The sequence below is a fragment of the Delftia sp. K82 genome (genome assembly GCF_002193035.1).
GTDB lineage: Bacteria > Pseudomonadota > Gammaproteobacteria > Burkholderiales > Burkholderiaceae_C > Comamonas > Comamonas acidovorans.
Genome location: NZ_MYFL01000004.1, coordinates 165,900 through 188,369 on the forward strand (window position 1 = coordinate 165,900; position 22,470 = coordinate 188,369).

The 22,470-nt window shown below is 69.1% G+C and carries 23 protein-coding genes; 8 read left to right on the forward strand and 15 right to left on the reverse strand.

Translation table 11 applies throughout. From position 1 onward, the window contains the following. Positions 1–132: 132 nt before the first annotated feature. The 7 genes from KDK82_RS24150 to minE all read left to right on the forward strand — a co-directional run bounded on the left by KDK82_RS24150 (position 133) and on the right by minE (position 7,499). Positions 133–2,196 (forward strand): acetoacetate--CoA ligase, encoded by a 2,064-nt coding sequence (locus KDK82_RS24150; RefSeq protein WP_088166446.1) that lies wholly within the window; start codon positions 133–135, stop codon positions 2,194–2,196. An 88-nt stretch (positions 2,197–2,284) separates the two neighbouring features. Next, positions 2,285–3,442, forward strand: coding sequence for an acyl-CoA dehydrogenase family protein (locus tag KDK82_RS24155; RefSeq protein WP_047217563.1), 1,158 nt, complete (start codon positions 2,285–2,287; stop codon positions 3,440–3,442). A 168-nt stretch (positions 3,443–3,610) separates the two neighbouring features. Continuing rightward, positions 3,611–4,639 (forward strand): acyl-CoA dehydrogenase family protein, encoded by a 1,029-nt coding sequence (locus KDK82_RS24160; protein WP_088166447.1) that lies wholly within the window; start codon positions 3,611–3,613, stop codon positions 4,637–4,639. A 24-nt stretch (positions 4,640–4,663) separates the two neighbouring features. Continuing rightward, the gene (locus KDK82_RS24165; RefSeq protein ID WP_088166448.1) at positions 4,664–5,452 is read left to right on the forward strand and encodes a crotonase/enoyl-CoA hydratase family protein; all 789 of its coding nucleotides are present in this window, start codon (positions 4,664–4,666) and stop codon (positions 5,450–5,452) included. Between the two features lie 168 nt (positions 5,453–5,620). Then, complete coding sequence (gene minC, locus KDK82_RS24170) at positions 5,621–6,367, forward strand: septum site-determining protein MinC (protein ID WP_088166449.1); 747 nt, start codon at positions 5,621–5,623, stop codon at positions 6,365–6,367. 49 nt (positions 6,368–6,416) lie between these two features. Continuing rightward, positions 6,417–7,229 (forward strand): septum site-determining protein MinD, encoded by an 813-nt coding sequence (minD, locus tag KDK82_RS24175; protein ID WP_012202032.1) that lies wholly within the window; start codon positions 6,417–6,419, stop codon positions 7,227–7,229. A 6-nt stretch (positions 7,230–7,235) separates the two neighbouring features. Beyond that, positions 7,236–7,499: a cell division topological specificity factor MinE gene (gene minE / locus KDK82_RS24180; protein WP_012202033.1), complete on the forward strand. Its 264-nt coding sequence runs from the start codon at positions 7,236–7,238 to the stop codon at positions 7,497–7,499. Between the two features lie 19 nt (positions 7,500–7,518). Here minE and KDK82_RS24185 read toward each other — a convergent pair whose 3' ends face one another. Genes KDK82_RS24185 through KDK82_RS24195 form a run of 3 tightly spaced genes read right to left on the reverse strand, consistent with a single transcriptional unit; the run spans position 7,519 to position 10,236 of the window. After that, positions 7,519–8,856 carry a sensor histidine kinase gene (locus KDK82_RS24185; RefSeq protein WP_065344941.1) on the reverse strand — a complete coding sequence of 446 codons (1,338 nt, stop codon included), beginning with the start codon at positions 8,854–8,856 and terminating at the stop codon, positions 7,519–7,521. After that, positions 8,846–9,526 (reverse strand): response regulator transcription factor, encoded by a 681-nt coding sequence (locus KDK82_RS24190; RefSeq protein WP_016452258.1) that lies wholly within the window; start codon positions 9,524–9,526, stop codon positions 8,846–8,848. The genes KDK82_RS24185 and KDK82_RS24190 overlap by 11 nt, the downstream gene beginning before the upstream one ends. Further along, positions 9,526–10,236 carry a PepSY domain-containing protein gene (locus KDK82_RS24195; protein ID WP_256974544.1) on the reverse strand — a complete coding sequence of 237 codons (711 nt, stop codon included), beginning with the start codon at positions 10,234–10,236 and terminating at the stop codon, positions 9,526–9,528. The genes KDK82_RS24190 and KDK82_RS24195 overlap by 1 nt, the downstream gene beginning before the upstream one ends. Before the next feature lie 148 nt (positions 10,237–10,384). Between KDK82_RS24195 and KDK82_RS24200 the strand changes: the two genes are divergently transcribed. Next, positions 10,385–11,578 carry a DUF5666 domain-containing protein gene (locus KDK82_RS24200; protein ID WP_088166684.1) on the forward strand — a complete coding sequence of 398 codons (1,194 nt, stop codon included), beginning with the start codon at positions 10,385–10,387 and terminating at the stop codon, positions 11,576–11,578. On the opposite strand, the gene KDK82_RS24205 is transcribed toward KDK82_RS24200, so the two are convergent. The 12 genes from KDK82_RS24205 to hpaE form a co-directional block, all read right to left on the reverse strand. Next, positions 11,575–13,008, reverse strand: coding sequence for an amino acid permease (locus KDK82_RS24205; protein ID WP_065344940.1), 1,434 nt, complete (start codon positions 13,006–13,008; stop codon positions 11,575–11,577). The two genes, KDK82_RS24200 and KDK82_RS24205, sit on opposite strands and share 4 nt — an antisense overlap. Before the next feature lie 209 nt (positions 13,009–13,217). After that, entirely contained in the window at positions 13,218–13,721 is a 504-nt protein-coding gene (locus KDK82_RS24210; protein ID WP_012202035.1) for a flavin reductase family protein, read from the reverse strand. 190 nt (positions 13,722–13,911) lie between these two features. After that, on the reverse strand, positions 13,912–14,547 hold the full coding sequence (locus KDK82_RS24215; protein ID WP_063327830.1) for a PolC-type DNA polymerase III: 636 nt from the start codon (positions 14,545–14,547) through the stop codon (positions 13,912–13,914). Between the two features lie 44 nt (positions 14,548–14,591). Then, positions 14,592–15,080 (reverse strand): homoprotocatechuate degradation operon regulator HpaR, encoded by a 489-nt coding sequence (hpaR, locus tag KDK82_RS24220; RefSeq protein WP_013800005.1) that lies wholly within the window; start codon positions 15,078–15,080, stop codon positions 14,592–14,594. Between the two features lie 86 nt (positions 15,081–15,166). Further along, entirely contained in the window at positions 15,167–15,988 is an 822-nt protein-coding gene (locus KDK82_RS24225) for an aldolase/citrate lyase family protein (protein ID WP_088166451.1), read from the reverse strand. 17 nt (positions 15,989–16,005) lie between these two features. Continuing rightward, on the reverse strand, positions 16,006–17,460 hold the full coding sequence (locus tag KDK82_RS24230) for an NAD-dependent succinate-semialdehyde dehydrogenase (RefSeq protein ID WP_088166452.1): 1,455 nt from the start codon (positions 17,458–17,460) through the stop codon (positions 16,006–16,008). Positions 17,461–17,505: 45 nt separating this feature from the next. Then, the gene (gene hpaH, locus KDK82_RS24235) at positions 17,506–18,339 is read right to left on the reverse strand and encodes a 2-oxo-hept-4-ene-1,7-dioate hydratase (RefSeq protein ID WP_088166453.1); all 834 of its coding nucleotides are present in this window, start codon (positions 18,337–18,339) and stop codon (positions 17,506–17,508) included. A 1-nt stretch (position 18,340) separates the two neighbouring features. Then, the gene (locus tag KDK82_RS24240; RefSeq protein WP_012202041.1) at positions 18,341–18,775 is read right to left on the reverse strand and encodes a 5-carboxymethyl-2-hydroxymuconate Delta-isomerase; all 435 of its coding nucleotides are present in this window, start codon (positions 18,773–18,775) and stop codon (positions 18,341–18,343) included. After that, positions 18,776–19,594, reverse strand: coding sequence for an extradiol ring-cleavage dioxygenase (locus KDK82_RS24245; protein ID WP_088166454.1), 819 nt, complete (start codon positions 19,592–19,594; stop codon positions 18,776–18,778). It abuts the gene before it with no gap. A gap of 1 nt (position 19,595) precedes the next feature. Further along, entirely contained in the window at positions 19,596–19,922 is a 327-nt protein-coding gene (locus KDK82_RS24250) for an aromatic ring-opening dioxygenase subunit LigA (RefSeq protein WP_012202043.1), read from the reverse strand. Between the two features lie 20 nt (positions 19,923–19,942). Beyond that, the gene (locus KDK82_RS24255) at positions 19,943–20,950 is read right to left on the reverse strand and encodes a tripartite tricarboxylate transporter substrate binding protein (RefSeq protein ID WP_088166455.1); all 1,008 of its coding nucleotides are present in this window, start codon (positions 20,948–20,950) and stop codon (positions 19,943–19,945) included. 45 nt (positions 20,951–20,995) lie between these two features. Further along, positions 20,996–22,453: a 5-carboxymethyl-2-hydroxymuconate semialdehyde dehydrogenase gene (gene hpaE / locus KDK82_RS24260; RefSeq protein ID WP_034365845.1), complete on the reverse strand. Its 1,458-nt coding sequence runs from the start codon at positions 22,451–22,453 to the stop codon at positions 20,996–20,998. Positions 22,454–22,470 lie beyond the last annotated feature (17 nt).

Consider the following 22,470-nt stretch of genomic DNA (forward strand, 5'->3'; position numbering starts at 1 on the left):
GTGGAGCGGAAATTTTTTCCCAGTGTTTGTGCGCAGATACGCGTTCCGGCCCGCAGACTTTGTCGCCCAGGTGCCAGGCTAGTGGCTTTCCCGTCTGGGCTCGCGGGCAGCGCGCGCGTACCGTGGCCGGTCATGAGCCATACCCCTGCCTTCATCCCCCAGATCCGCCTGTACCAGGACTGGCTGCGCGAGCGCCACGGCCTGCAGTTCGACAGCTACGACGCGCTGTGGCGCTGGTCGGTGACCGACCTGGACGCCTTCTGGCAAAGCATCTGGGACTACAACGCGCTGCAGTCGCCCACGCCGCACACGGCCGTGCTGGAGCGCAACACCATGCCCGGCGCCCAGTGGTTTCCGGGCGCCCAGATCAACTACACGCGCCAGGCGCTGCGCCATGTGGATGCCGCCCATGCGGCCGGCATGCCCGCCGTGGTCAGCCGCAACGAGACGGGCCGCCACCGCGAACTGTCCTGGCCCGAGCTGCGCCGGCAGGTCGCCGCCCTGGCCCTGCACCTGAAGGCCCAGGGCGTGGGCCGCGGCGACCGCGTGGCCGCCTACCTGCCCAACATCCCCGAGGCCATGGTCGCCCTGCTGGCCACGGCCAGCCTGGGCGCCGTCTGGAGCATCTGCGCGCCCGACATGGGCACCAACGCGGTGCTGGACCGCTTTCGCCAGATCGCGCCCAAGGCGCTGATCGCCGTCGATGGCGTGCACTACGCCGGGCGCGATATCGACCGCATGGCCGTGCTGGCGGAGCTGCGCGCAGGCCTGCCCAGCGTGGAGCATGTGGTCCTTGTGCCCAACCTGGACCTGCAGGCGAGGCTGGCCGATGCCGCCGACTACGGCCAGGTCACGGCGCGCGACGACTCGGCCACGGCGGCCTTCGAGCCCGAATGGCTGCCCTTCGACCACCCGCTGTGGATCGTCTACTCCAGCGGCACCACTGGCCTGCCCAAGCCCATCGTCCACGGCCATGGCGGCATGGTGCTGGTGGCCCTGCAGCTCAAGGCCCTGCACAACGACGTGGGCTGCAGCTACCACCCCAACAGCTGGGGCGAGCGCTACCACTGGTACAGCTCCACGGGCTGGGTGATGTGGAATGCCCAGGTCTCGGGCCTGCTGGGCGGCACCACCTGCGTGATCTTCGACGGCAGCCCCGGCGGCAGCAAGGACAGGCCCGACTGGGGCGTGCTGTGGCGCTTCGCGGCCGAGACCGGCGTGACCAGCTTCGGCTCGGGCGCGGCCTTCTACGCCAACTGCATGAAGGCCGGCGTGGAGCTGGCGCAGTGCGGCGACCTGTCGCGCATCCGCAGCCTGGGCACCACGGGCTCGCCGCTGTCGCCGGAGGTGCAAAGCTGGGGCACGGCGCAGTTCGCAGGCATGGGGCGGCCTGACATCTGGTGGAACAACATCTCGGGCGGCACCGACTTCGCGGGCGCCTTCATCGGCGGCCACCGCGAGCTGCCCCAGCAGCCGGGCATCATGCAGTGCCGCCAGCTGGGCGCGGCCGTCGAGGCGTGGAACGAGCAGGGCCAGCCCGTCATCGACGAGGTGGGCGAGCTGGTCTGCACCCAGCCCATCCCGTCCATGCCTCTGTACCTGTGGGGCGATGCGGACGGCAAGCGCTACCTGTCCAGCTACTTCGACATGTACCCGGCCGGCCATGGCCGCGCGCCCGGTGGCGGCGACGGCCCTGCCGCCATGGGCCCGGTCTGGCGCCACGGCGACTGGATACGCATCCTCCCGGAGGGCGGCTGCATCATCTACGGCCGCAGCGACGCCACCATCAACCGCCACGGCCTGCGCATGGGCACCAGCGAGATCTACAGCGCCGTCGAGGCCTTGCCCGAAGTGCTGGACTCCATGGTCGTGGACCTCGAATACCTGGGCCGCGAAAGCTACATGCCGCTGTTCGTGGTGCTGCGCCCGGGCGTGGTGCTGGACGACGCCCTGCGCGCCCGCCTGCAGGGCGCCATCCGCCAGGCCCTGTCGCCGCGCTTCGTGCCCGACGAGATCGTGCAGGTGGCCGAAATCCCGCGCACGCTCAGCGGCAAGAAGCAGGAGCTGCCCATCAAGAAGCTGATGCTGGGCCAGCCGCTGGACAAGGTGGTCAACAAGGAGGCCATGGCCAACCCGGGCTGCCTGGACTGGTATGTGGGCTTTGCGGCGCAGCATGCCAAGGCACAGGCTGCCTGATATTCAAACGGTATCAGTGGCTCGGTTTTTAATATTGGACTGCGACAGACCGGCTGCCTAGAGTGGGGTCCAACCATGGAGCCCTGCAATGAGCGTGCTTGATTCCCTTGCCCTGACCCGCATCCCCGCCGAGGACGAAGCCCTGCGCGCCGAGGTGCGCGCCTTCCTCGCCCAGGCCATAAGCGGCCTGCCGCCCCATGTGCGTGCGCGCTCCTGGGGCGGCTACAGCGCCGAATTGAGCCGGCAACTGGGCGAAAAGGGCTGGATAGGCGTCACCCTGCCGCGCGAGTACGGCGGTGGCGGGCGCAGCGCCTTCACGCGCTACGTGCTGGTGGAGGAATACCTGGCCTGCGGCGCGCCCGTGGGCTCGCACTGGATTGCCGACCGCCAGAGCGGCCCGCTGATCCTCAAGTACGGCACCGAGGCGCAAAAGCAGTTCTACCTGCCGCGCATCTGCCGGGGCGAGGCCTTCTTTTGCATCGGCATGAGCGAGCCCGGCGCGGGCTCGGACCTGGCCAGCGTGAAGACGCGCGCCGTGCCGAACGACAAGGGCTTCGTGCTCAACGGCCAGAAGATCTGGACCACCAACGCCCACCACTGCCACTACATGATCGCCCTGGTGCGCACCTCGGGCGAGGCGGGTGACCGGCACAAGGGGCTGTCCCAGGTCATCGTGGACCTGTCGCTGCCGGGCGTGACCGTGCGGCCCATCACCGACCTCTCGGGCGACAGCCATTTCTGCGAAGTCTTCTTCGACAACGTGCAGCTGCCGCCCGACGCCCTGATCGGCCAGGAAGGCCAGGGCTGGGAGCAGGTCACGGCCGAGCTGGCCTTCGAGCGCAGCGGGCCCGAGCGGCTGTTCTCCAGCATCGTGCTGTTCGACGAATGGCTGGCCTGGCTGCGTGCAACGGGCGAGCGCAGCGAAGGCGCGCTGCGCCTGGCCGGCCGCGTGTTCACCGAGCTGGCCCCGCTGCGCGCCATGTCGGTGGCCGTGCAGGACAAGCTGGTGCGCGGCGAAAGCCCCATCGTCGAGGCGGCCCTGGTCAAGGAGCTGGGCACGACGCTGGAGCAGTCCATTCCCGCCGCCATTGCCGACGACCTGTTCGCACGCGAGGCGTCCGAGGTTCCGCTGGAGCTGCTGCGCACCCTCAACTACGTGACGGAGGTGGCACCTTCGTATTCGCTGCGCGGCGGCACGCGCGACATCCTGCGCGGAATGATCGCGCGAGGTTTGGGGCTTCGTTGACACGAAGCGCCCCCTGAGCCGCTGCGCGTCTTCCCCCTCTCGCTTCGCGGGGGGGACGACACCCTCGGTGCGGGGCGGCCCTTCCTCGGTGTCCCTGGTGTTAAAGGTGCGCCAGTTTCAAACGGAACGCCCAAGGCCTGGCGTCATGTGTCATGAATGGAGAGAGACATGGAAGACGATTTGTTTGCCGATGCCGCACGCCAGCTGCTGCAGGGCGAGTGCACGCCCGCGCGGGTGCGCGCCATCGAGGCCGGGGGCTCGCCCCGGGCGCTGTGGCAATCGCTGGAGCAGGCCGGCTTTGCCGATGCCCTGGTGCCCGAGCACGCGGGCGGCGCGGGGCTGGCGCTGGCGCAGCTGTTCGATGTGTGGTCGCTGGCCGGCGCCCATACGCTGCCCGTGCCGCTGGGCGAGACCATGCTGGCGCGCGCGCTGCTGGCTGGCGCGGGGGCGGAGCGTCCACCAGGCGCCATCGCGTTGGCGCAAGGCCTGCTCCAGCCGGATGGCAGCCTGCACTGCGCACCCGTGCGCCTGGGCGCGGTGGCGGCCAGCGTGCTGGTGCAGCATGCGCAGGGCTGTAGCCTGCTGCCCGTGGCGCAGGCGCAGTCCGAACCGGCGGCCTTCTGCCTGGACGTGAACCTGCGCTGGAGCGCCGATCAGGTCCGCGCAGCACCTGCTCCCGCTATCGCCCTGCCGGATGGGCTGGACCTGCGCACGCTGCAGGCCGGCCTGGTGGCGGCGCAGCTCGCGGGCGCGCTCATGGAGGTGTTCCAGCGCACGCTGCAGTATGCGAACGAGCGCCAGCAGTTCGGCCGCCCCATCGGCAAGTTCCAGGCCATTCAGCACCAGCTGGCGGTGATGAGCGAGCATGTCTTCGCCGCGCGCATGGCCGCCCGGCTGGGCTGCGCGGGGCAGGGCATCTTCCCCGAGCGGCTGCGCGTGGCCGTGGCCAAGGCGCGCTGCAGCCAGGCCGCGCTGGCCGTGGCCGAGGCGGCCCACGCCATCCACGGCGCCATGGGCTTCACCGAGGAATACGACCTGCAACTGCTCACCCGCCGCCTGCATGCCTGGCGCCAGACGGCCGGCTCCGAGTCGTACTGGCATGGCGTGGCGGGTGCCGCGCTGGTCCATGGCCACGCGGGCAGCACGCTGGATCTGATCCGCTCCACCACCGATATCACCGCCAATATCACCGCCTGACAGGCTCTCGAAGGAACCCCATCCATGCCCTTTCTGAACATCGCGCGCGACGGCGCCATCTGGACCCTCACCATGAACCAGCCCGAGACGCGCAACGCGCTCACGGGCAACACGGCCGCGGAGGAATTCGTGCAGGTCTGCGACGAGATCCGGCGCGATGCCTCGGTCAAGGCCGTCATCCTCACGGGCGCCGGCCCCATCTTCAGCTCGGGCGGCAACGTCAAGGACATGCAGCGCTTCTTCGACGACGCGCTCACGCCCGACGCCATCCGCGAGGAGTACCGCCAGGGCATACAGCGCATTCCGCGCGCCCTCAACCAGCTGGACGTGCCCGTGATCTGCGCCATCAACGGCCCGGCCATCGGCGCGGGGCTGGACCTGACCTGCATGTGCGACATCCGCATCGCCAGCGAGACGGCCACCTTTGCCGAGAGCTTCGTGCGCGTGGGCATCGTCCCCGGGGACGGCGGTGCCTGGCTGCTGCCGCGCGCCGTGGGCCGCGCCAAGGCGGCCGAGATGGCATTCACGGGCGAGGCCATTGACGCGCAGCAGGCCCTGGCCTGTGGCCTGGTCAGCCGCGTCGTGCCCGCCGACCAGCTGCTGCCCACGGCGCGCGCGCTGGCCGACAAGATCGCCGCCAACCCCGGCGCCGTGATGCGCATGACCAAGCGCCTGCTGCGCGAGGGAGAACACAGCACGCTGGAGTCGCTGCTGGAGCTGTCGGCCGGCTACCAGGCCCTGGCCCACAAGACCGCCGACCACCGCGAGGCCGTGATGGCCTTCGTGGAGAAGCGTAAGCCCCGGTTTCAGTGACCGGGCCTGCCCGGCCCCCGCCACGGGGGCATGGGCCGTGTGTGACACAACACAAATGGACACTCCCCGGTGCCGGCCTCCCGGCGGGAGTGGGCGCCCATGTACTGCGCACACAGTACACTTTGCGCGTCGAGAGGCAACTCTCCCATCCACCGCACTCCCAGTCCCATGGCCGTTGAAACGACGAGTACTGCCCGCCCCAGCTTCGACCTCAAGAGCGCGCAGCTGCCCGTGGTGGCCGTGACCCTGCGGGATACCGACGTACGTGCGCTCGTGGCCGACCTGGCCCAGCGCCTGGCCGACGACCCGGATTTCTTCGACAACGACCCCGTGCTGATCGACCTGGCCCATGTGCGTGATGCCGAGGAGGCCATCGACTTCGCCGTGCTCGTGGAGGCGCTGCGCTTTCACCGCACCGTGCCCGTGGCCGTGCGCGGCGGCAGCCCGGCGCAGATGGAAGCGGCGCGTGCCGCAGGCCTGGCGCCCGCGCCCGAGGCCGCACCCGTGCGGCCCACGGTGCCCGAGATCGAGATCCAGGAAGTCGTGCGCGAGGTCGAGGTGGTGCGCGAGGTGCCTGCTCCCCAGGCCGACGCCCTCATCGTGGACAAGCCGCTGCGCTCGGGCCAGCGCGTCTATGCGCGCGGCACCGACATCGTGGTGCTGGCCATGGTCAGCTATGGCGCCGAAGTCATCGCCGACGGCAACGTCCATGTCTACGCGCCGCTGCGCGGCAGAGCCATCGCCGGGGCACGCGGCAACACCGAGGCTCGCATCTTCAGCACCTGCATGGAAGCACAGCTGCTGTCGATTGCCGGCATCTATCGCACAATCGAGACCGATCTCCCGGCGGACGTGGCTGCCAGGCCCGCCAAGGTGCGTCTCGACGGCGAGAAAATCCTCATCGAGCCGGTATGACACCGGACCCCTCTTCTTTGCTCTCCAGTCTTTAAGGAACCGTGCAAACATGGCCAAAATAGTCGTCGTGACCTCCGGCAAGGGTGGCGTGGGCAAGACCACCACCAGCGCCAGCTTCGCATCGGGCCTCGCATTGCGCGGGCACAAGACCGCCGTCATCGATTTCGACGTGGGCCTGCGCAACCTGGACCTCATCATGGGCTGCGAGCGCCGCGTGGTCTACGACCTGATCAACGTCATCCAGGGAGAGGCCAACCTCAACCAGGCCCTGATCAAGGACAAGCAGTGCGACAACCTCTTCGTGCTGGCCGCCTCCCAGACGCGTGACAAGGATGCGCTGACGCAGGACGGCGTCAAGAAGATCCTGGACGACCTGGCGGGCATGGACTTCGAGTACATCATCTGCGATTCGCCGGCCGGCATCGAAAGCGGCGCCCTGATCGCCATGCACTTCGCCGACGAGGCCCTGGTCGTGACCAACCCGGAAGTCTCCTCGGTGCGCGACTCCGACCGCATCCTGGGCATGCTCAGCTCCAAGACCGCGCGCGCCATCGCGGGCGAGAGCGTCAAGGAACACCTGCTGATCACGCGCTACAACCCCAACCGCGTGCAGGACGGCCAGATGCTGTCGCTGGAGGACATCCAGGACATCCTGCGCATCGAGCTGATCGGCGTCGTGCCCGAATCCGAAACCGTGCTGCAGGCCTCCAACCAGGGCATTCCCGCCGTGCACATGCAGGGCTCGGACGTGGCCGAGGCCTACCAGGACGTGGTGGCACGCTTCCTGGGCGAGGAAAAGCCCATGCGCTTCACCGAAGCGCAAAAGCCCGGCTTCTTCAAACGCATGTTCGGGGGGAGGTAAGCGGCCATGTCCATGCTCTCTTTCCTGCTCGGAGAAAAGAAGAAGACGGCCTCGGTGGCCAAGGAGCGCCTGCAGATCATCCTCGCGCGCGAACGCGTGGGCGGCAATGGCGGCGGTCCCGACTACCTGCCTGCGCTGCAAAAGGAGCTGATGGCGGTGATCTCCAAGTACGTGGACATCGACGTCAACGACATCAAGGTGCACCTGGAGCGCCAGGAAAACCTGGAAGTGCTCGAAGTCAAGATCGAACTGCCCGACGCCTCGCGCTGAGCGCCGCCCGGCGCCGTGCTCAGCCCAGGCGCAGCGTGCAGCGCAACCCGCCCAGCGGGCTCGGCCCCATCTCCAGCGATCCACCATAGGTCTCGGCGATGTCGCGCACGATGGCCAGGCCCAGGCCGTGGCCCTGGGCCTGTTCGTCGAAGCGGACACCGCGTTCCATGGCCTGCGCGAGATGCTCCGGCGCCAGGCCTGGGCCGTCGTCATCGATCTGCAGCAGCGTCGTCGTGCCATCCTGGCATACGGTCAGCGTGACGCGGCTGCGTGCCCACTTGCCGGCGTTGTCCAGCAGGTTTCCCGCCATCTCCTCCAGGTCCGAGGCCGCACCGCGCCAGCGCAGCCCATGGCCGGGCAGCGGCGTGGAGGTCTGGATGGACCAGGACAGGCGCCGCTGGGCGTGGATCTGGCGCATGGCATCCAGCAGCCGGGCCAGCACCTCATCCAGCGCCACGCTGCCGGCGCTGCCGGCGCCGCTGGCGAAGCGCGCCAGATGGCGGTCGATGGTGTGGGACATGGCCTGTACCTGGTCACGCAGCCACGGGCCATCGACCTGATGGCCGCGTGCCTGGATGCCGAGCACGGCCAGCGGCTTCTTGAGCGCATGGCTCAGGTCGGCTGCCTGGTGGCGCGCGCGCTCCACGACCTGGGCATTGCGCTGCAGCACCTGGTCCACGGCCTCGGCAATCGGGTCCAGGTCGGGGCCGAAGTGCCGCCCCAGCTGCGTGCGTGTGCCGTCTTCCATGTCCTGCAGCGCCTGCTGCAGGCTGCGCAGCGGCTGCAATCCCAGGCGCACCAGCGCCACCGTGCACAGCAGCAGCGCGGCGACCAGGCCCAGCTCGGTGACCAGCAGGATGCGGTCGATTCGGCGCCATTCCTGGCGCGTACCGTCCAGCGGGCCGAAGACATGCAGCTGCACGCGCCGGCCCGCGACATCGAAGCTGCGGCGCAGGCCCAGCAGTTCGCGCCCCTGCGGCCCGCGCAGCGACAGCAGCGTCTCGCTGCCCTTGTTCCGGGGCCAGGGACGGGCGTCGTCCAGCTCCAGGCTGTCGTCCCAGACCGAGCGCGACTGCTGCAGCCGCCCGTCCTGCTCCAGTGTCCAGTACCAGCCCGAGAAAATGCGGCCGAACTCGCCGCGATTGAGCCGCGTGCCCTGTCCGGTCAGGGGCCCCGGGGACTGCAGTTCGGCCTGCAGCCGCTCGGCACGGTCCTGCAGGCCGGCCTTGAAGCTGCGCAGCACCGCATCGTGCAACTGCTCGCGCAGCAGCCAGCTGGCGGCCGTGCCGCAGGCCAGCGTGGCCACCAGGCTCAGTGCCAGCAGGCGCTCCGACAGGCCCCAGTGCCTAGGACGCATGGTCGCCGCTGGCCTGCTGCAGGCGAAAGCCCCGTCCGCGCTCGGTATGGATCAGGCCATGCGGGGACAGTTTGCGGCGGATGCGGCCGACCAGCACGTCCACGGTGTTGGAGTCCGGGTCCAGGTCGCGTGCGTAGACGTGCTCGCTGATGTCGGCGCGGCTGACGAGCTGTCCATGCCGGTTGGTCAGAAAGCTCAGGATGCGTTGCTCCTGCGCGGTCAGCGCAAGCGGCCGTCCTTCGAGCGTGAAGCGGTCTGCCATGGTGTCGTAGGCCAGCGGGCCTATCTGCACCAGGGGCCGGCTGCTGCCTGCTGCGCGCCGGTGCAGCACGCGCAGCCGCGTGACGACCTCCTCGTGCAGAAAGGGCTTGGTCAGGTAGTCGTCCGCGCCGGCCTGGAAGGCCGTGAGCTTGTCGCTCCAGCGGTTGCGGGCCGTGAGCACCAGCACGGGAAAGGAGCGGCCCTGCTCGCGCCAATGGCGCAGCACCGAGACGCCGTCCTGTCCTGGCAGCCCCAGGTCCAGCAAGGCGGCGTCATAGTGTTCGACGCTGCCCAGTTCCTGGGCGAGGCGGCCGTCCGCGCAGCACTCGGCCAGCATGCCGGCCTCCTGCAGGATGGCCTGCAGGCCTGCAGCAAGATCGGCGTCGTCTTCGACGATGAGCACCCGCATCAGCGCAGTCCGTCCTCTTCGATGGGCTGGCCGCTGTACGCATCCACATGCACTTCGATGCTGCGGCCGGCGCTCAGCTGCAACTCGACCTCGTAGTAGGCGCGCTGCCGGACGTCGATCTTGAGCTCGGCCTCTGTGGCACGGGCCTGGTACTTGCGCTCCAGCTCCTCAAGAATGCGCGGCAGCGGTTGCAGCGTGGCGGCCTGCTCCCGGCTCAGGACAGGCTCCACCAGGATGCGGCCCGTCTGGGCGTCGGCGCGCAGCAGCTGCTCACGGCCTTCGCGCGTGAGCAGCTGGATCTCGTAGTAGGGCCTGGGGCTGCGCGTTTCCTTCAGCTCGATCTGCAGCACGGTGCCGGGATGCAAGCGGGTGACGGCTGCCGCCACGGCGGACATGGGTATCAGCACGGCGGTGGTCGCGCCCGGCCGGGGGATGTCCTGTCCCGTGACTGCATCGATATAGATCTCCGTGCGCTGGCCATTGGCGAGCTTGATTTCGTACCAGCGCCGGCCGTCGGCGCCGCGCTCGAGTTCGATGTCGATGACGCGCCCTTTGTGGCGCTGCTGCACGTCCTGGAGGATTTCCGCCAAGGGCCGCAGGCGCTTCGATTGCACCTCGCGGCGCACGCTTTCATGCTCCGCTGGCGTGGTGGCAGAGGCGGGCGCCAGCGGCAGGGCCAGCAAGGCAGCAAGTGCGAGGCGGAGTTTCACGGCCACGCATCTTATGTGCACGTTCTTAAACAGTGCATGAACGCGCCATTCATGCGCGGTTTAGACGCCTTTGCCGACACTGCAGGCGGTTGCACCGATGGCCCCGCCGCGGTGCCTTTTCATCTGTTTCTTTCTGGCATCGAACACCATGCATTTTCTTCGCTTTTCCCGCTCCGCCCCGCCATTGCACCGGGCCCTGGGCGCTGGCGCGCTCTCGCTGTCCGTGCTGCTGGCCGCCTGCGGCGGCGGCGGGGCTGACAAGCCCGCCCCCACGCCGGTCACTCCCAGCGCCAGCTATGCGTCGGGCACCATTGACGGCTTCGGCTCCATCCTGGTCAATGGGGTGCGGTATGACGAGCGCCAGGCCCGGATCACCGATGGCGATGGCTTCCTGCTGGCCAGCGATGCGCTCAAGCTGGGCATGGCGGTCCATGTCACGGCCGACCCCGTGACCACCGGCAGCGACGGTGTGGCGCGCGCCATGGCCCGCCAGATTCTTGTGCGCAGCGATCTGGAAGGTCCGTTGAGCGCGGTCGTGGGCGACCGGCTGACCGTACTGGGCCAGACCGTGATCGTCGATGCGGCCACGGTGTTCGAGGACGGCCGCGCGGCGGCGCTGCAGGTCGGCCGTGTGCTGGAAGTCCACGGCCTGCGCGATGCGCAGGGCCGCATTCTTGCCAGCCGCATCGAGATCGAGGATGACGCCGACGAGCCCTGGCGCCTGCGCGCGCCTGTGGATGCCGTTGACATGTCGCGCCGCACCCTGCGCATCGGCGAGGCCGTCGTCAACTGGAGCGGCGTGCAGGTTGCCGCCGCGCTGGCTGCCGGCGACGTGGTCAGCCTGCGCCTGGCGCGCCAGCCCGATGCCGCCGGCCTGTGGGTGGCCACCGCACTGTCGGTGCAGCGTCCCACGCTGCCCGAACAGGCGGGCGTGGAGGCCGACGTCACCGGCCATATCACCCGCATGGACTCGCCGACCCGCTTCGTCGTGGACGGCCTGAGCGTGGACGCGGGCAGCGCCACACGCCTGCCCGCAGGCCTTGCCGCGGGCGACCTGGTCGAGGTCGAGGGTATGTTCCAGGATGGGGTGCTTCGCGCCTCCGAGGTCGAGCGCAAGCTGCGGCTGGACAGTGACGATGGCTTCGAGATCGAGGGTCGCATCACCGCTGTCGACAGCCTGGCCGGCATCTTCGAGCTGCGCGGCGTGCGCGTGGACTATCGCAATGCGCGCTTCGAGGATGGCAGCGCTGCCCAAATTGCCGTGGGGCGTGTGGTCGAGGTCAAGGGCCGGCTCTCGGTCGATGGCGCGATGGTGGTGGCCACCGAGGTCGAGTTCGACTAAGGCCTGTACACACTAGTGTGGTTCGCGTTCGCCGCAGGCCGCATCGCCTCGCTCTGCGCACGCGCGGCGGCGGGGCGCACCCACAGCAGGTAGGCGGCGCCCAGCAGCACGATCCACAGGCCGCCCACGACCAGGGCTGCCCGGGTGTGGGGGAAGTAGCCGAGCACGCCCAGCACCAGCAGCATGAAGCCGATGGCCGCCAGCGGCGCGGCGGGCCACAGCGGGACCGGGAACTTCAGCGCGGCCACCTGCTGCGGGCTCATGCGGCGGCGCGCCGCGAACTGCGACAGCAGGATCATCAGCCAGACCCAGACCGTGGCGAAGGTGGCGATGGAGGCGATCAGCAGGAACACGTCCTCGGGGATCAGGTAGTTCAGCACCACGCCGGCCAGCAGCGCCACGGCCATCACCACCACGGTCATCCAGGGCACGCCATGGCGCGAGACGCGGCCGAAGCCGGCGGGGGCCTGGCCCTGGTGCGCCATGCCGTACAGCATGCGGCCGGCGCCGAAGATGTCGCTGTTGATGGCCGACACGGCCGCCGAGATCACCACGATGTTGAGAATGGTGGCGGCCGAGGAAATGCCCAGGCCGCTGAAGATCTGCACGAAGGGGCTGCCCTGGCTGCCGATCTGCGGCCAGGGGAAGATGCTCATCAGCACGAACAGCGTGAGCACGTAGAACAGCAGGATGCGCAGCGGCACGGCGTTGATGGCGCGCGGGATCACGCGCGCCGGGTCCTTGGCCTCGCCGGCCGAGATGCCGATGATCTCGATGCCCCCGAAGGCGAACACCACCACCGCCAGCGAGGCGATCAGCCCCGAGACGCCATGGGGCATGAAGCCGCCGTGCACCCACAGGTTCTGCACGCCGGTGGGCGCCTGGTCGGCTGCCATGCCGAAGCCGAACACCATGATGCCCAGGCCGCCGCCGATCATGGCGATGATGGCCGCCACCTTGAGCAGGGACAGCCAGAACTCCATCTCGCCGAACACCTTGACCGAGCACAGGTTGAGCGCGCCGATGAAGCAGACGATGGACAGCACCCAGATCCAGCGCGGCACCTCGGGAAACCAGAAGCCCATGTAGATGCCGAAGGCCGTCACGTCGGCCAGGCAGACGATGACCATCTCGAAGGTATAGGTCCAGCCCGTGACGAAGCCGGCGAACGGCCCCAGGTAATCGCTGGCGTACTGGCCGAAGGAGCCTGGCACGGGGTTGTGCACGGCCATCTCGCCCAGCGCGCGCATCACCATGTAGACCGCCGCGCCCGCCAGCAGGTAGGCGATCAGCACCGAGGGCCCCGCCTGCTGTATGGCCTTGGCCGAGCCGTAGAACAGCCCCGTGCCTATGGCCGAGCCCAGTGCCATGAAGCGGATATGGCGGGCCGACAGCCCTCGGTGCAGGCTGCCTGCAGATGGTGAACTCATGTGCTGTCTCCCCCCGTCATTGGTGAAATGGCTGCCGCATCCAAAGGCTTCATCAGCCTGCGGATGGGTCTGCGATCAGATGTATAAGCCTGTATATACAATATGCGCAGACACCAATTTCCCGGACCGGGGATTACCCGGAGGCGGGAAGGAACGGGAATGGGGGAGTCGCCGAAAGAGGCGACGAGAGTGCTGCTGCGGGCCCGGGCTCAGCCCAGGCCGCCCGTGTGCATGCGGCCTGCGTGGTAGAGCAGGGGCGTGTGGCCGGCCTGGTGGCTGCACTGCTCGACCTCGCCGATGAAGATCACATGGTCGCCTTCTTCATGGCGATGGCGGTTGCGGCACTCGAAGACGGTGGTGGCTTCGGACAGCAGCGGCACGCCCTGGGCCGAACTGCGCCAGGCGGTGTTGGCGAAGCGGTCCACGCCCTTGCGCGCGAACAGCTCGGCCAGGGGCTTTTGCGAGGCCGACAGCACGTGGATGGCGTAGTGCGAGCAATGCTGGAACACGGGCAGCGAGGCCGCCGACAGCGCCATGCTCCACAGCACCAGCGGCGGCGTGAGCGAGACGGAGTTGAACGAGCTCACGGTGACGCCCACCGGATGGCCCTGCGGGCTGCGTGCGGTGACGATGGTCACGCCCGTGGCGAACTGGCCCAGCGCGTCGCGGAACTCGCGCGACGAGAACGGGGACTGTGGAGGCAGGGCGGCCATGGCGGCGGAAGGCAGTGCGGAATTCACGGGTGCAAGAACCAGGCGGCAGCAAGGCCGCAGCAGGGCTGCAGCGTTTGGGACGGGCGCCCGGAGCCGGGCAGCAACCTTGCATTATGGGTGCGGATGCCGGCAGAAGCGGCCGATGGGGCCTCTGCCAGGGAGGTCTTTGCCCTGTGTGCCCGGCGCCGGCTCACAGCGCCATGCTCATCTGGGCGGGCGCGGCGTTCTCGTTCAGCCAGGCCTTCATGCGGGCCCGCGTGCAGCGCTGCAGCTGCATCAGCAGGGCATGCTCGGGCCAAGCCAGCGCATGGCGCCGGCATAGGTCCTGCTGCATGCGCGCCAGCAGGGCGGCGGCCATCTCGGCATCGGCCAGCGCCCGGTGGGCACGCTCGGCCACGGGCAGGCCCAGGTGGGCGGTGAGCCGGCTCAGGCTGTGGCTGGGCGCCTCCGGGTAGATGCGGCGCGACAGCAGCACGGTGCATGCAAAGGGCTGGGGCGCGGCCTCGCCGGCCAGGGCCAGTTCGGACTGCCAGAACTTGCTGTCGAAGGCCGCGTTGTGCGCCACCATGGGGGCGCTGCCCACGAAGCGCGCGGCATCGCGCATCACGTCCTCGGCGGGCGGCGCGGCGGCGACCATGGCATTGGTGATGCCCGTCAGCCGCGTGATGAAGGGCGGTATCCAGGCGCCCGTGCGCATCAGGCTCTGGAAGCGGTCCACGACCTGGCCGCCCTCGATCAGCACGATGGCGACCTCGGTGGCACGCGCGCCCTGGGCGGGCGCCATGCCCGTGGTTTCAAAGTCGATGACGGCAATCGGCTGCGGCATGGGGCGATTGTGCCCGGCAGTGCCCGACCGGCGTGCCGGGGCGGCTATTCCTCGGCCTGGCTGCCGTCGGCCGCGCCCAGGCGCTGCACGACCTGGTCGAGCAGGGCGTAGAGCTGCTCGATCTCTTCATGGCCCACCAGGCGCTCGATCTCGGCATAGGTCTCGGAGGAATGCGGCGCGATCTCGGCCACGATGGCGTGGCCGGCCGCCGTGAGCTCGAACTCGGCGCCGCGCATGTCGCTGGCGTGGCGCGAGCGCTCCACCAGCTGCCGGCCTTCCAGCGTCTTGAGCAGGCGCGAAAGGCTTGGCATGCTGATGTAGGTGGCCTGCGACAGCTCCATGGGCCGCAGCCTGTGCGTGACCGCCGCCATGGCGCGCAGCACGCGCCACTGCTGTTCGGTCAGGCCATGGGCGCGCAGCATGGGCCGAAAGCGCACCATGACCGATTCGCGGGCGCGCAGCAGCGCCATGGGCAGGGAGCGCGAGAAGGCGCGCAGCGGCTCGGGGGCAAAAGAGGGCGTGGTCTGGGGCATGTTCGGCAGCATCTGTCGGCTGGATTCTATGCAGCCGCCGCTCCCTCCCCGGAGCGGCGTTGCGGGCGCCTTGTCAGGCCGGGGCCTCAATAGGTCTGGCTTTTCGGCGCGGGGGCCGCTGCCTGCTTGAAGCGCGCAGCCAGGGCGCTGGTGGCCTGCACCAGCACGCTGGTGTCCAGGCCCACGGCCGTGAAGGTGCAGCCCAGCTCCAGGTACTTGCGCGCCAGGGCCTCGTTGGGCGTGAGGATGCCGGGCGCCTTGCCGGCGCGGCGTATGCGCGCGATGGCGTCGGCAATCGCCTCCTGCACCTCGGGATGGCCGGGGTTGCCGATGTGGCCCATGGAGGCCGACAGGTCGGCCGGGCCGATGAAGACGCCGTCCACGCCCTCGGTGGCGGCAATGGCGTCCAGGTGGGCCAGCGCCTGGCGCGTTTCCACCTGCACCAGCACGCAGACCTGGGCGTTGGCTTCATGGGCGTAGTTGGCACGCCGGCCCCAGGCCGAGGCGCGTGCGCCGCCCATGCCGCGGATGCCGCCCTGGCCGTCGGCCTGCGGATAGCGCGCGGCACGCACGATGCGCGCGGCCTGCTCGGCCGTGTCCACCATGGGCACGAGCAGGGTCTGCACGCCGATGTCCAGGTACTGCTTGATCAGCATCTCGCCGACCTCGCCGTGTCCCATGGGCACGCGGGCAATGGCATGGCTGTCGAGATAGGCCGCGATGGCCTGCAACTGCGCCAGCAGGGTGCGCGTGTCGTTGGGCGAATGCTCGCCGTCGATCAGGAGCCAGTCGAAGCCGGCGCCCGCGCAGATTTCCGCCGAATAGGCGTCGGCCAGGCCCAGCCACAGGCCGATCTGGGGTTGGTCGGCCGCAATGGCGGCCTTGAAGCGGTTCACAGGTGTCTGCATGGTGTGATTGTCCGGCCTCAGTGGCCCATGCACAGGTACTTGGTGCTCAGGTATTCCTCTATGCCGGCGGCGCCGCCCTCGCGGCCCATGCCCGACTGCTTGACGCCGCCAAACGGCGCCACGGCCGTGCTGATGATGCCGCTGTTGATGCCCACCATGCCGTACTCCAGCGCCTCGCCCACGCGCCACACGCGGCCCACGTCGCGGGCGTAGAAGTAGGCGGCCAGGCCGTACTCGGTGTCGTTGGCCATGCGGATGGCCTCTTCCTCGGTCTTGAAGCGGAACACGGGCGCCACGGGGCCGAAGACCTCTTCCCTGGCGATGCGCATGCGGTCCGTGGCGTTGGCCAGGATGGTGGGCTCGTAGAAGGTGCCGCCAAGCGCATGGCGCTTGCCGCCCAGCACGACCTCGGCGCCGTTCTTCATGGCATCGGCCACCAGCTCCTCGACCTTGTCCACGGCGGCCTGGTCGATCAGCGGGCCCTGGCCCACGCCGGCCTCCAGCCCGTTGCCCACCTTGAGGGCCTGCACGGCGACCTTGAGCCTGGCCATGAAGGCGTCGTACACGCCGTCCTGCACCAGCAGGCGGTTGGCGCACACGCAGGTCTGGCCGGTGTTGCGGTACTTGGAGGCCATGGCGCCCTCGACGGCGGCATCCAGGTCCGCGTCGTCGAAGACGATGAAGGGCGCGTTGCCGCCCAGCTCCAGCGACATCTTCTTGAGCGTGGGCGCGCATTGCTCGGCCAGCACGCGGCCCACTTCGGTGGAGCCCGTGAAGGTCAGCTTGCGCACGGCCATGCTGGCCGTGAGCACGCCGCCGATGGCGCGCGAGGAGCCCGTGATCACGCTGAACACGCCCTCGGGAATGCCGGCGCGCTGGGCCAGCTCGGCCATGGCCAGGGCCGACAGCGGTGTCTGCTGCGCGGGCTTGACGATGATGGTGCAGCCCGCCGCCAGGGCGGGCGCGACCTTGCGCGTGATCATGGCGGCCGGGAAGTTCCAGGGCGTGATCGCGGCGCAGACGCCCACGGGCTCCTTGGTCACGATGATGCGCTTGTCGGCCCAGGGCGCGGGCACGGTGGAGCCGTAGATGCGGCGCGCTTCCTCGGCAAACCACTGCACGTAGGAGGCCGCATAGGCGATCTCGCCGCGCGACTCGGCCAGGGGCTTGCCCTGCTCGCTGGTCATGATCAGGGCCAGGTCCTCCTGGTTCTCCATCATCAGCTCGAACCAGCGATGCAGCAGGCGCGCGCGGGCCTCGGCGGTCTGCTGCTTCCAGAGGGCGAAGGCGCGCTCGGCGGCGGCGATGGCGCGCTGCGTCTCGGCCTCGCCCATGCGGGGCACATGGCCCACGGATTCGCCCGTGGCGGGGTTGTGGACGTCGATGCGGCTGCCATCGTCGGCGGCCAGCCATTGGCCGTCGATCAGGCAGAGGTTCTTGAGCAGGCTGGGGTCGCGCAGTGCAAGCGGCATGGGAAATCTCCAATAAGGGCGGGGCAGGCGTCGGGACGACGGCGCCTAGACAAAACGGAATTGCAGGCGGCCCAGCGGGCCGTAGTCGGCATCGAACAGGTCGCCAGGCTTGGCGGCCACGGGGCGCGTGAACGAGCCCGCCAGCACGGTCTGGCCGGCCTCCAGGGCTTCGCCCCAGGGCGAGAGCTTGTTGGCCAGCCAGGCTACGCCGATGGCGGGATGGCCCTGCACGCCGGCAGCCAGGCCGGTCTCCTCGACCACCCCGTTCTGGCGCAGTATGGCGCCGCACCAAGGCAGGTCAAGCACCCCGGGAACAGCCTGCCCGGCGCCGACCACGATGCCCGCATTGGCCGCGTTGTCGCTGATGGTGTCGTAGACCTTGCGCATGGCCTTGGTGTGGCGGTCGAACTGCTCGATGCGCGCGTCGATGATCTCGATGGCCGGCGTCACGTGGTCGGTGGCGTCCAGCACGTCCTGCAGCGTGATCTCCTTGCCGCCGGGCAGGCACGGTCCGCGCAGCGGCGCCTTGAGCACGAAGGCCAGCTCCACCTCCACGCGCGGCGCGATGAAGCGCGCGGCCGGGATGTCCAGCACCTGACCCGGCGTGCACCGGTAGAGCATGCTGTCGAGCAGGGTGCCGTAGTCGGGCTCGTCGATCTGGCTCGATATCTGCATGGCGCGCGAGGTCAGGCCGATCTTGTGGCCGATCACCTTGCGGCCCGCCGCGATCTGCAGGCGCACCCATTCGCGCGAGACGCGGTAGCCATCCTCCACGGTCATGCCGGGAAAGCGCTTGGAGAAATGCTCGACCTGAACGCGCGTCTTCTCGCTGCGGTCGAGCTCCTGGGCCAGTTGGGTCAACAGTTCTTGGGAAAACATTTCAAGGCCTGGAAAAGAGGGGATGAAGGGTGCTGTGCTTGCCGTCGTAGACCTGGCCCGGGCTTTCATCGACCTGCACGGTCAGGCCCAGGTGGCGCTGCGCGAACAGCGGCTGCAGATGGCGGCGCGCGCAGGCCAGCAGGGCGTCGCCGGCCTGCTGCTGCACGGCGGCCGAGCGGCCCCTGCCCATGCGCAGGTTGATGTAGATGAAGCCGTAGTCGCCATCGCCGCCCGCTGCGCGGCCCGCGGCCCCGCCATCGGCCACGGCGCTGTGCGGCGCGGGGTAGGCCAGCACGCGCGTGCCGCCCGTGGGAAAGACCTGGGCGCCGTCTTCGGCACGCACGGTGAGCATGGTGTCGGCCAGGGCGCGGCACAGCTGCGTCATGTCGGTGTGCGCGTCAAGGCTGGCCGTGTAGAGGATGACCACGTGCGGCATTCAGGCCACCTCCATGGTGGCGGCCGTGCAGCTCACGGCGAAGATGGGAATGGGCTGGCAGTACAGCACCTGACCCGCGCCGCGCGCGGCAGCGGCCACGGCGATGAAGCTGCGGATCTCGAAGCCGCCCTGGCCGCCGTCGCGGTAGGTCTCGGCGTCGGTGTACGACAGCAGCGCGTCCCGGTCGTTGCGGCACCAGCGGTCCATGAACTGCTGGTCCCACTCCCAGTTGACCTTGCCCGAGTCGGGCGTGGCCGGCCAGTGCGAGATTCCGCCCGTGCCCACGATGGCGATGCGCTCGGGCGCCTTGTCGCAGGCGCGGCGCAGGGCCTCGCCAAAGGCCCAGGCGCGGTGCAGCGGCGTCAGCGGCGGGCCCTGGCAGTTGATGTTGACCGGGATGATGTCCTTGTCATAGGCCGGCGTCAGAAAGTGCAGCGGGACCATGATGCCGTGGTCGAACTTCCACTCCTCGGCAAAGGCCACGTCCACGGTCTGCATGACCTCGGTGATCAGGCGCCGCGACAGCTCGGCATTGCCGGGAATGCGGTGGCGCTCTATGCCCAGCCAGGCCGGGTCCTCGATGGGTCCTTCGTAGTGGTCGGCCATGCCGATGGCATAGGCCGGCATGTTGTTCATGAAGAAGTTGGCGAAGTGCTCGGCCGCGATGACGATCACGGCATCGGGCCGCGCCGCCTCCAGCCGTGCGCCCATGTCGCGGAAGGCGGCATGGAAGGCATCCTTGGTGGCCGCATCGGCCAGGTGTGCGCGGCCCGTGATGCCGGGCGCATGGCTGCAAACGCCTGCAAATACCAGACTCATCTCAAACTCCTGCGATCTTTTCGTTGGTGGCTGTCGTCATCGCGTAGACGCCCGCGCGCACCGGTCCGTGCTTTTGCACGCCATCGCGCATGGCCTGCAGGTAGTCGGCCCAGGGCATGCCCAGCAGCGGCGCGAAGTGCATCAGCAGCTGGCCGTTGCAGCCCAGCACGTAGAGCTTGCCGATGTCGCCGTGGAACATGGCTTCGTACTCCTCGGGCTCCAGCGCGTACTCGGCCAGCAGCGCCGCGCGGTCCTCGGCAAAGCGCCGCTGCACCTCGGGCTCGCGGTTGAGCTGGAACAGGAATTTCTGCATGGTGTACAGGCTCATGGCGGCTCCCGGTGTCGGCCTCAGCCCAGCGTGATGTTGGCGCGGCGGATGATGGCTTCGTACTTGGCGATTTCGCTGGTGACAAAGGCCGCGAACTGCTGCGCCGTGCCGGCCTGCGAGACGATGCCGCCGCGCGCGAAGGCGTCCACCACGGCGGGCTCGGCCAGGGCTTTGACCACGGCCGCGTTGATGCGCTGCACCAGTGCATCGGGCGTGGCGCCGGGTGCCAGCAGACCCTGCCAGGAGTTGGATTCCAGCGCCACGCCCTGCTCGGCCAGCGTGGGCACCTGGGGAGCGAACTGCGAGCGCTGGCGCGTGGCCATGCCCAGGGCCACCAGCTTGCCGCTTTGCACATGGCCGCGGAACTCGGGCCAGTTGCCGAACATCACGTCCACCTGGCCGCCCAGCAGGTCGGCCAGCGCCGGGCCCTGGCCCTTGTAGGGGATGTGGACCATCTCGATGCCCATCTCCTGGCACAGCAGCGCGCCCGACAGATGGGCCGAGGTGCCGTTGCCGAACGAGGCATAGCTGAGCTCGCCGGGCCTGGCCTTGGCGCGGCTGCGCAGATCGGCCAGCGTCTTCAGGCCGCTGCCCGGGTGGGTGGCCAGCACATGCTCGGACAGGCCCATCAGCGCCACGGGCTTGAGGTCGCGCGTGGTGTCGTAGGGCAGGTTCTTCACCAGCGTCTTGTTGGCCGTGAAGCTGTTGGCCACGCACACCAGGGTGTAGCCGTCGGCCGGCTGCTTGGACACATAGTCCACGCCGATCACCGTGCCCGCGCCGGGCTTGTTCTCCACGATGACGGGGTGGCCCATGCCAGGCTGGCCCAGGGACTTGCCCAGCTCAGTGCCCACCAGGCGCGCCACCAGGTCGGTGGTGCCGCCCGGCGTGAAGGGCACGATGATGCGCAGCGGCTTTGCGGGCCAGGTGCCGGCCGGGCTACCGGGCTGGGCCCGGGAAAGGCCCGGGAGCATCAGCGCTGCGGCCGTGGTGGCTGCGGTGGATTGCAGGAAATGGCGGCGTTGCATGTCTTGTCTCCTCGGTTCTCTTTGTCGTTGTCGTTGGTCGCCCGTTCAGACGCCCCAGTGCGGAATATGGTGCGAGCCCAGCGAGACGGCCACGTTCTTGGGCTCGCAAAAGACTTCATAGCTCCAGCTGCCGCCCTCGCGGCCCGTGCCCGAGGCCTTGGTGCCGCCGAAGGGCTGGCGCAGGTCGCGCACGTTCTGGCTGTTGACGAAGCACATGCCGGCCTCGATGGCGGCGGCCACGCGGTGGGCGCGGCCCACGCTCTCGGTCCAGACGTAGCTGGACAGGCCGTACTGGATGTCGTTGGCCAGGCGCACGGCCTCAGCCTCGTCGCTGAAGGGGATGATGCAGGCCACGGGGCCGAAGATCTCGTCCTGGGCGATCTGCATGCGGTTGTCCACGTCGGCAAACACCGTGGGCAACACGTAGTTGCCCTTGCGCACGCGCTCGGGCAGCACGGGCGCATCGAGCCCGCCGCACAGCATGCTGGCGCCTTCCTTCTGGCCCAGTTCGATGTAGTGGCGCACCTTGGCCAGGTGGCTGGCGCTGATCATGGGGCCGACGATGGTGGACTCGTCCAGCGGGTCGCCCACGGTGATCCTCCTGGCGCGCTCCACGAAGCGGTCCACGAACTTCGCGTAGATGCCCTTTTGCACCAGGATGCGGCTGCCGGCCGTGCAGCGCTCGCCGTTGTTGGAGAAGATCATGAACACGGCCGCGTCCAGCGCGCGCTCGAAGTCGGCGTCGTCAAAGATCACGAAGGGGCTCTTGCCGCCCAGCTCCATGCTGAATTTCTTGAGGCCGGCGGCCTGCACGATGCGGTTGCCGGTCTGGGTCGAGCCCGTGAACGAGACGGCGCGCACATCGCGGTGGCGCACCAGGGGCTCGCCCGCGTCCTTGCCGTAGCCGTGCACCAGGTTGAGCACGCCGGGCGGAATGCCGGCCTCCAGCGCCAGCTCGCCCAGGCGCGCGGCCGTCATGGGCGACAGCTCGCTCATCTTGAGCACGGCCGTGTTGCCGAAGGCCAGGCAGGGCGCCACCTTCCAGGTGGCCGTCATGAAGGGCACGTTCCAGGGCGAGATCAGCGCGCACACGCCCACGGGGTGGAACAGGGTGTAGTTCAGGTGCGTGGGCGTGGGATAGGTATGGCCGTCCACGCGCGTGCACATCTCGGCAAAGTAGTAGAAGTTGTCGGCCGCGCGCGGCACCAGCTGCTTGCCGGTCTGGGCGATGACCTGGCCGCAGTCGTTGGTCTCGGTCTGCGCGATCTCGGGCACATGGCGGGCGATCAGGTCGCCCAGCTTGCGCACGAGCTTGGCGCGTTCGGTGGCAGGCGTGTTGGCCCATTTCGGGAAGGCGTTCTTCGCGGCGGCGACGGCGGCCTGCACCTCGGCCTCGCCGCCAGCGGCAACCTCGGCCAGCACCTCCTGGGTGGCGGGGTTGACGGTCTCGAAGTAGTCCTTGCCGGCGACGGCCTTGCCGTCGATCAGGTGGTCAATGCGCATGGGGATTCCTTGGCGTG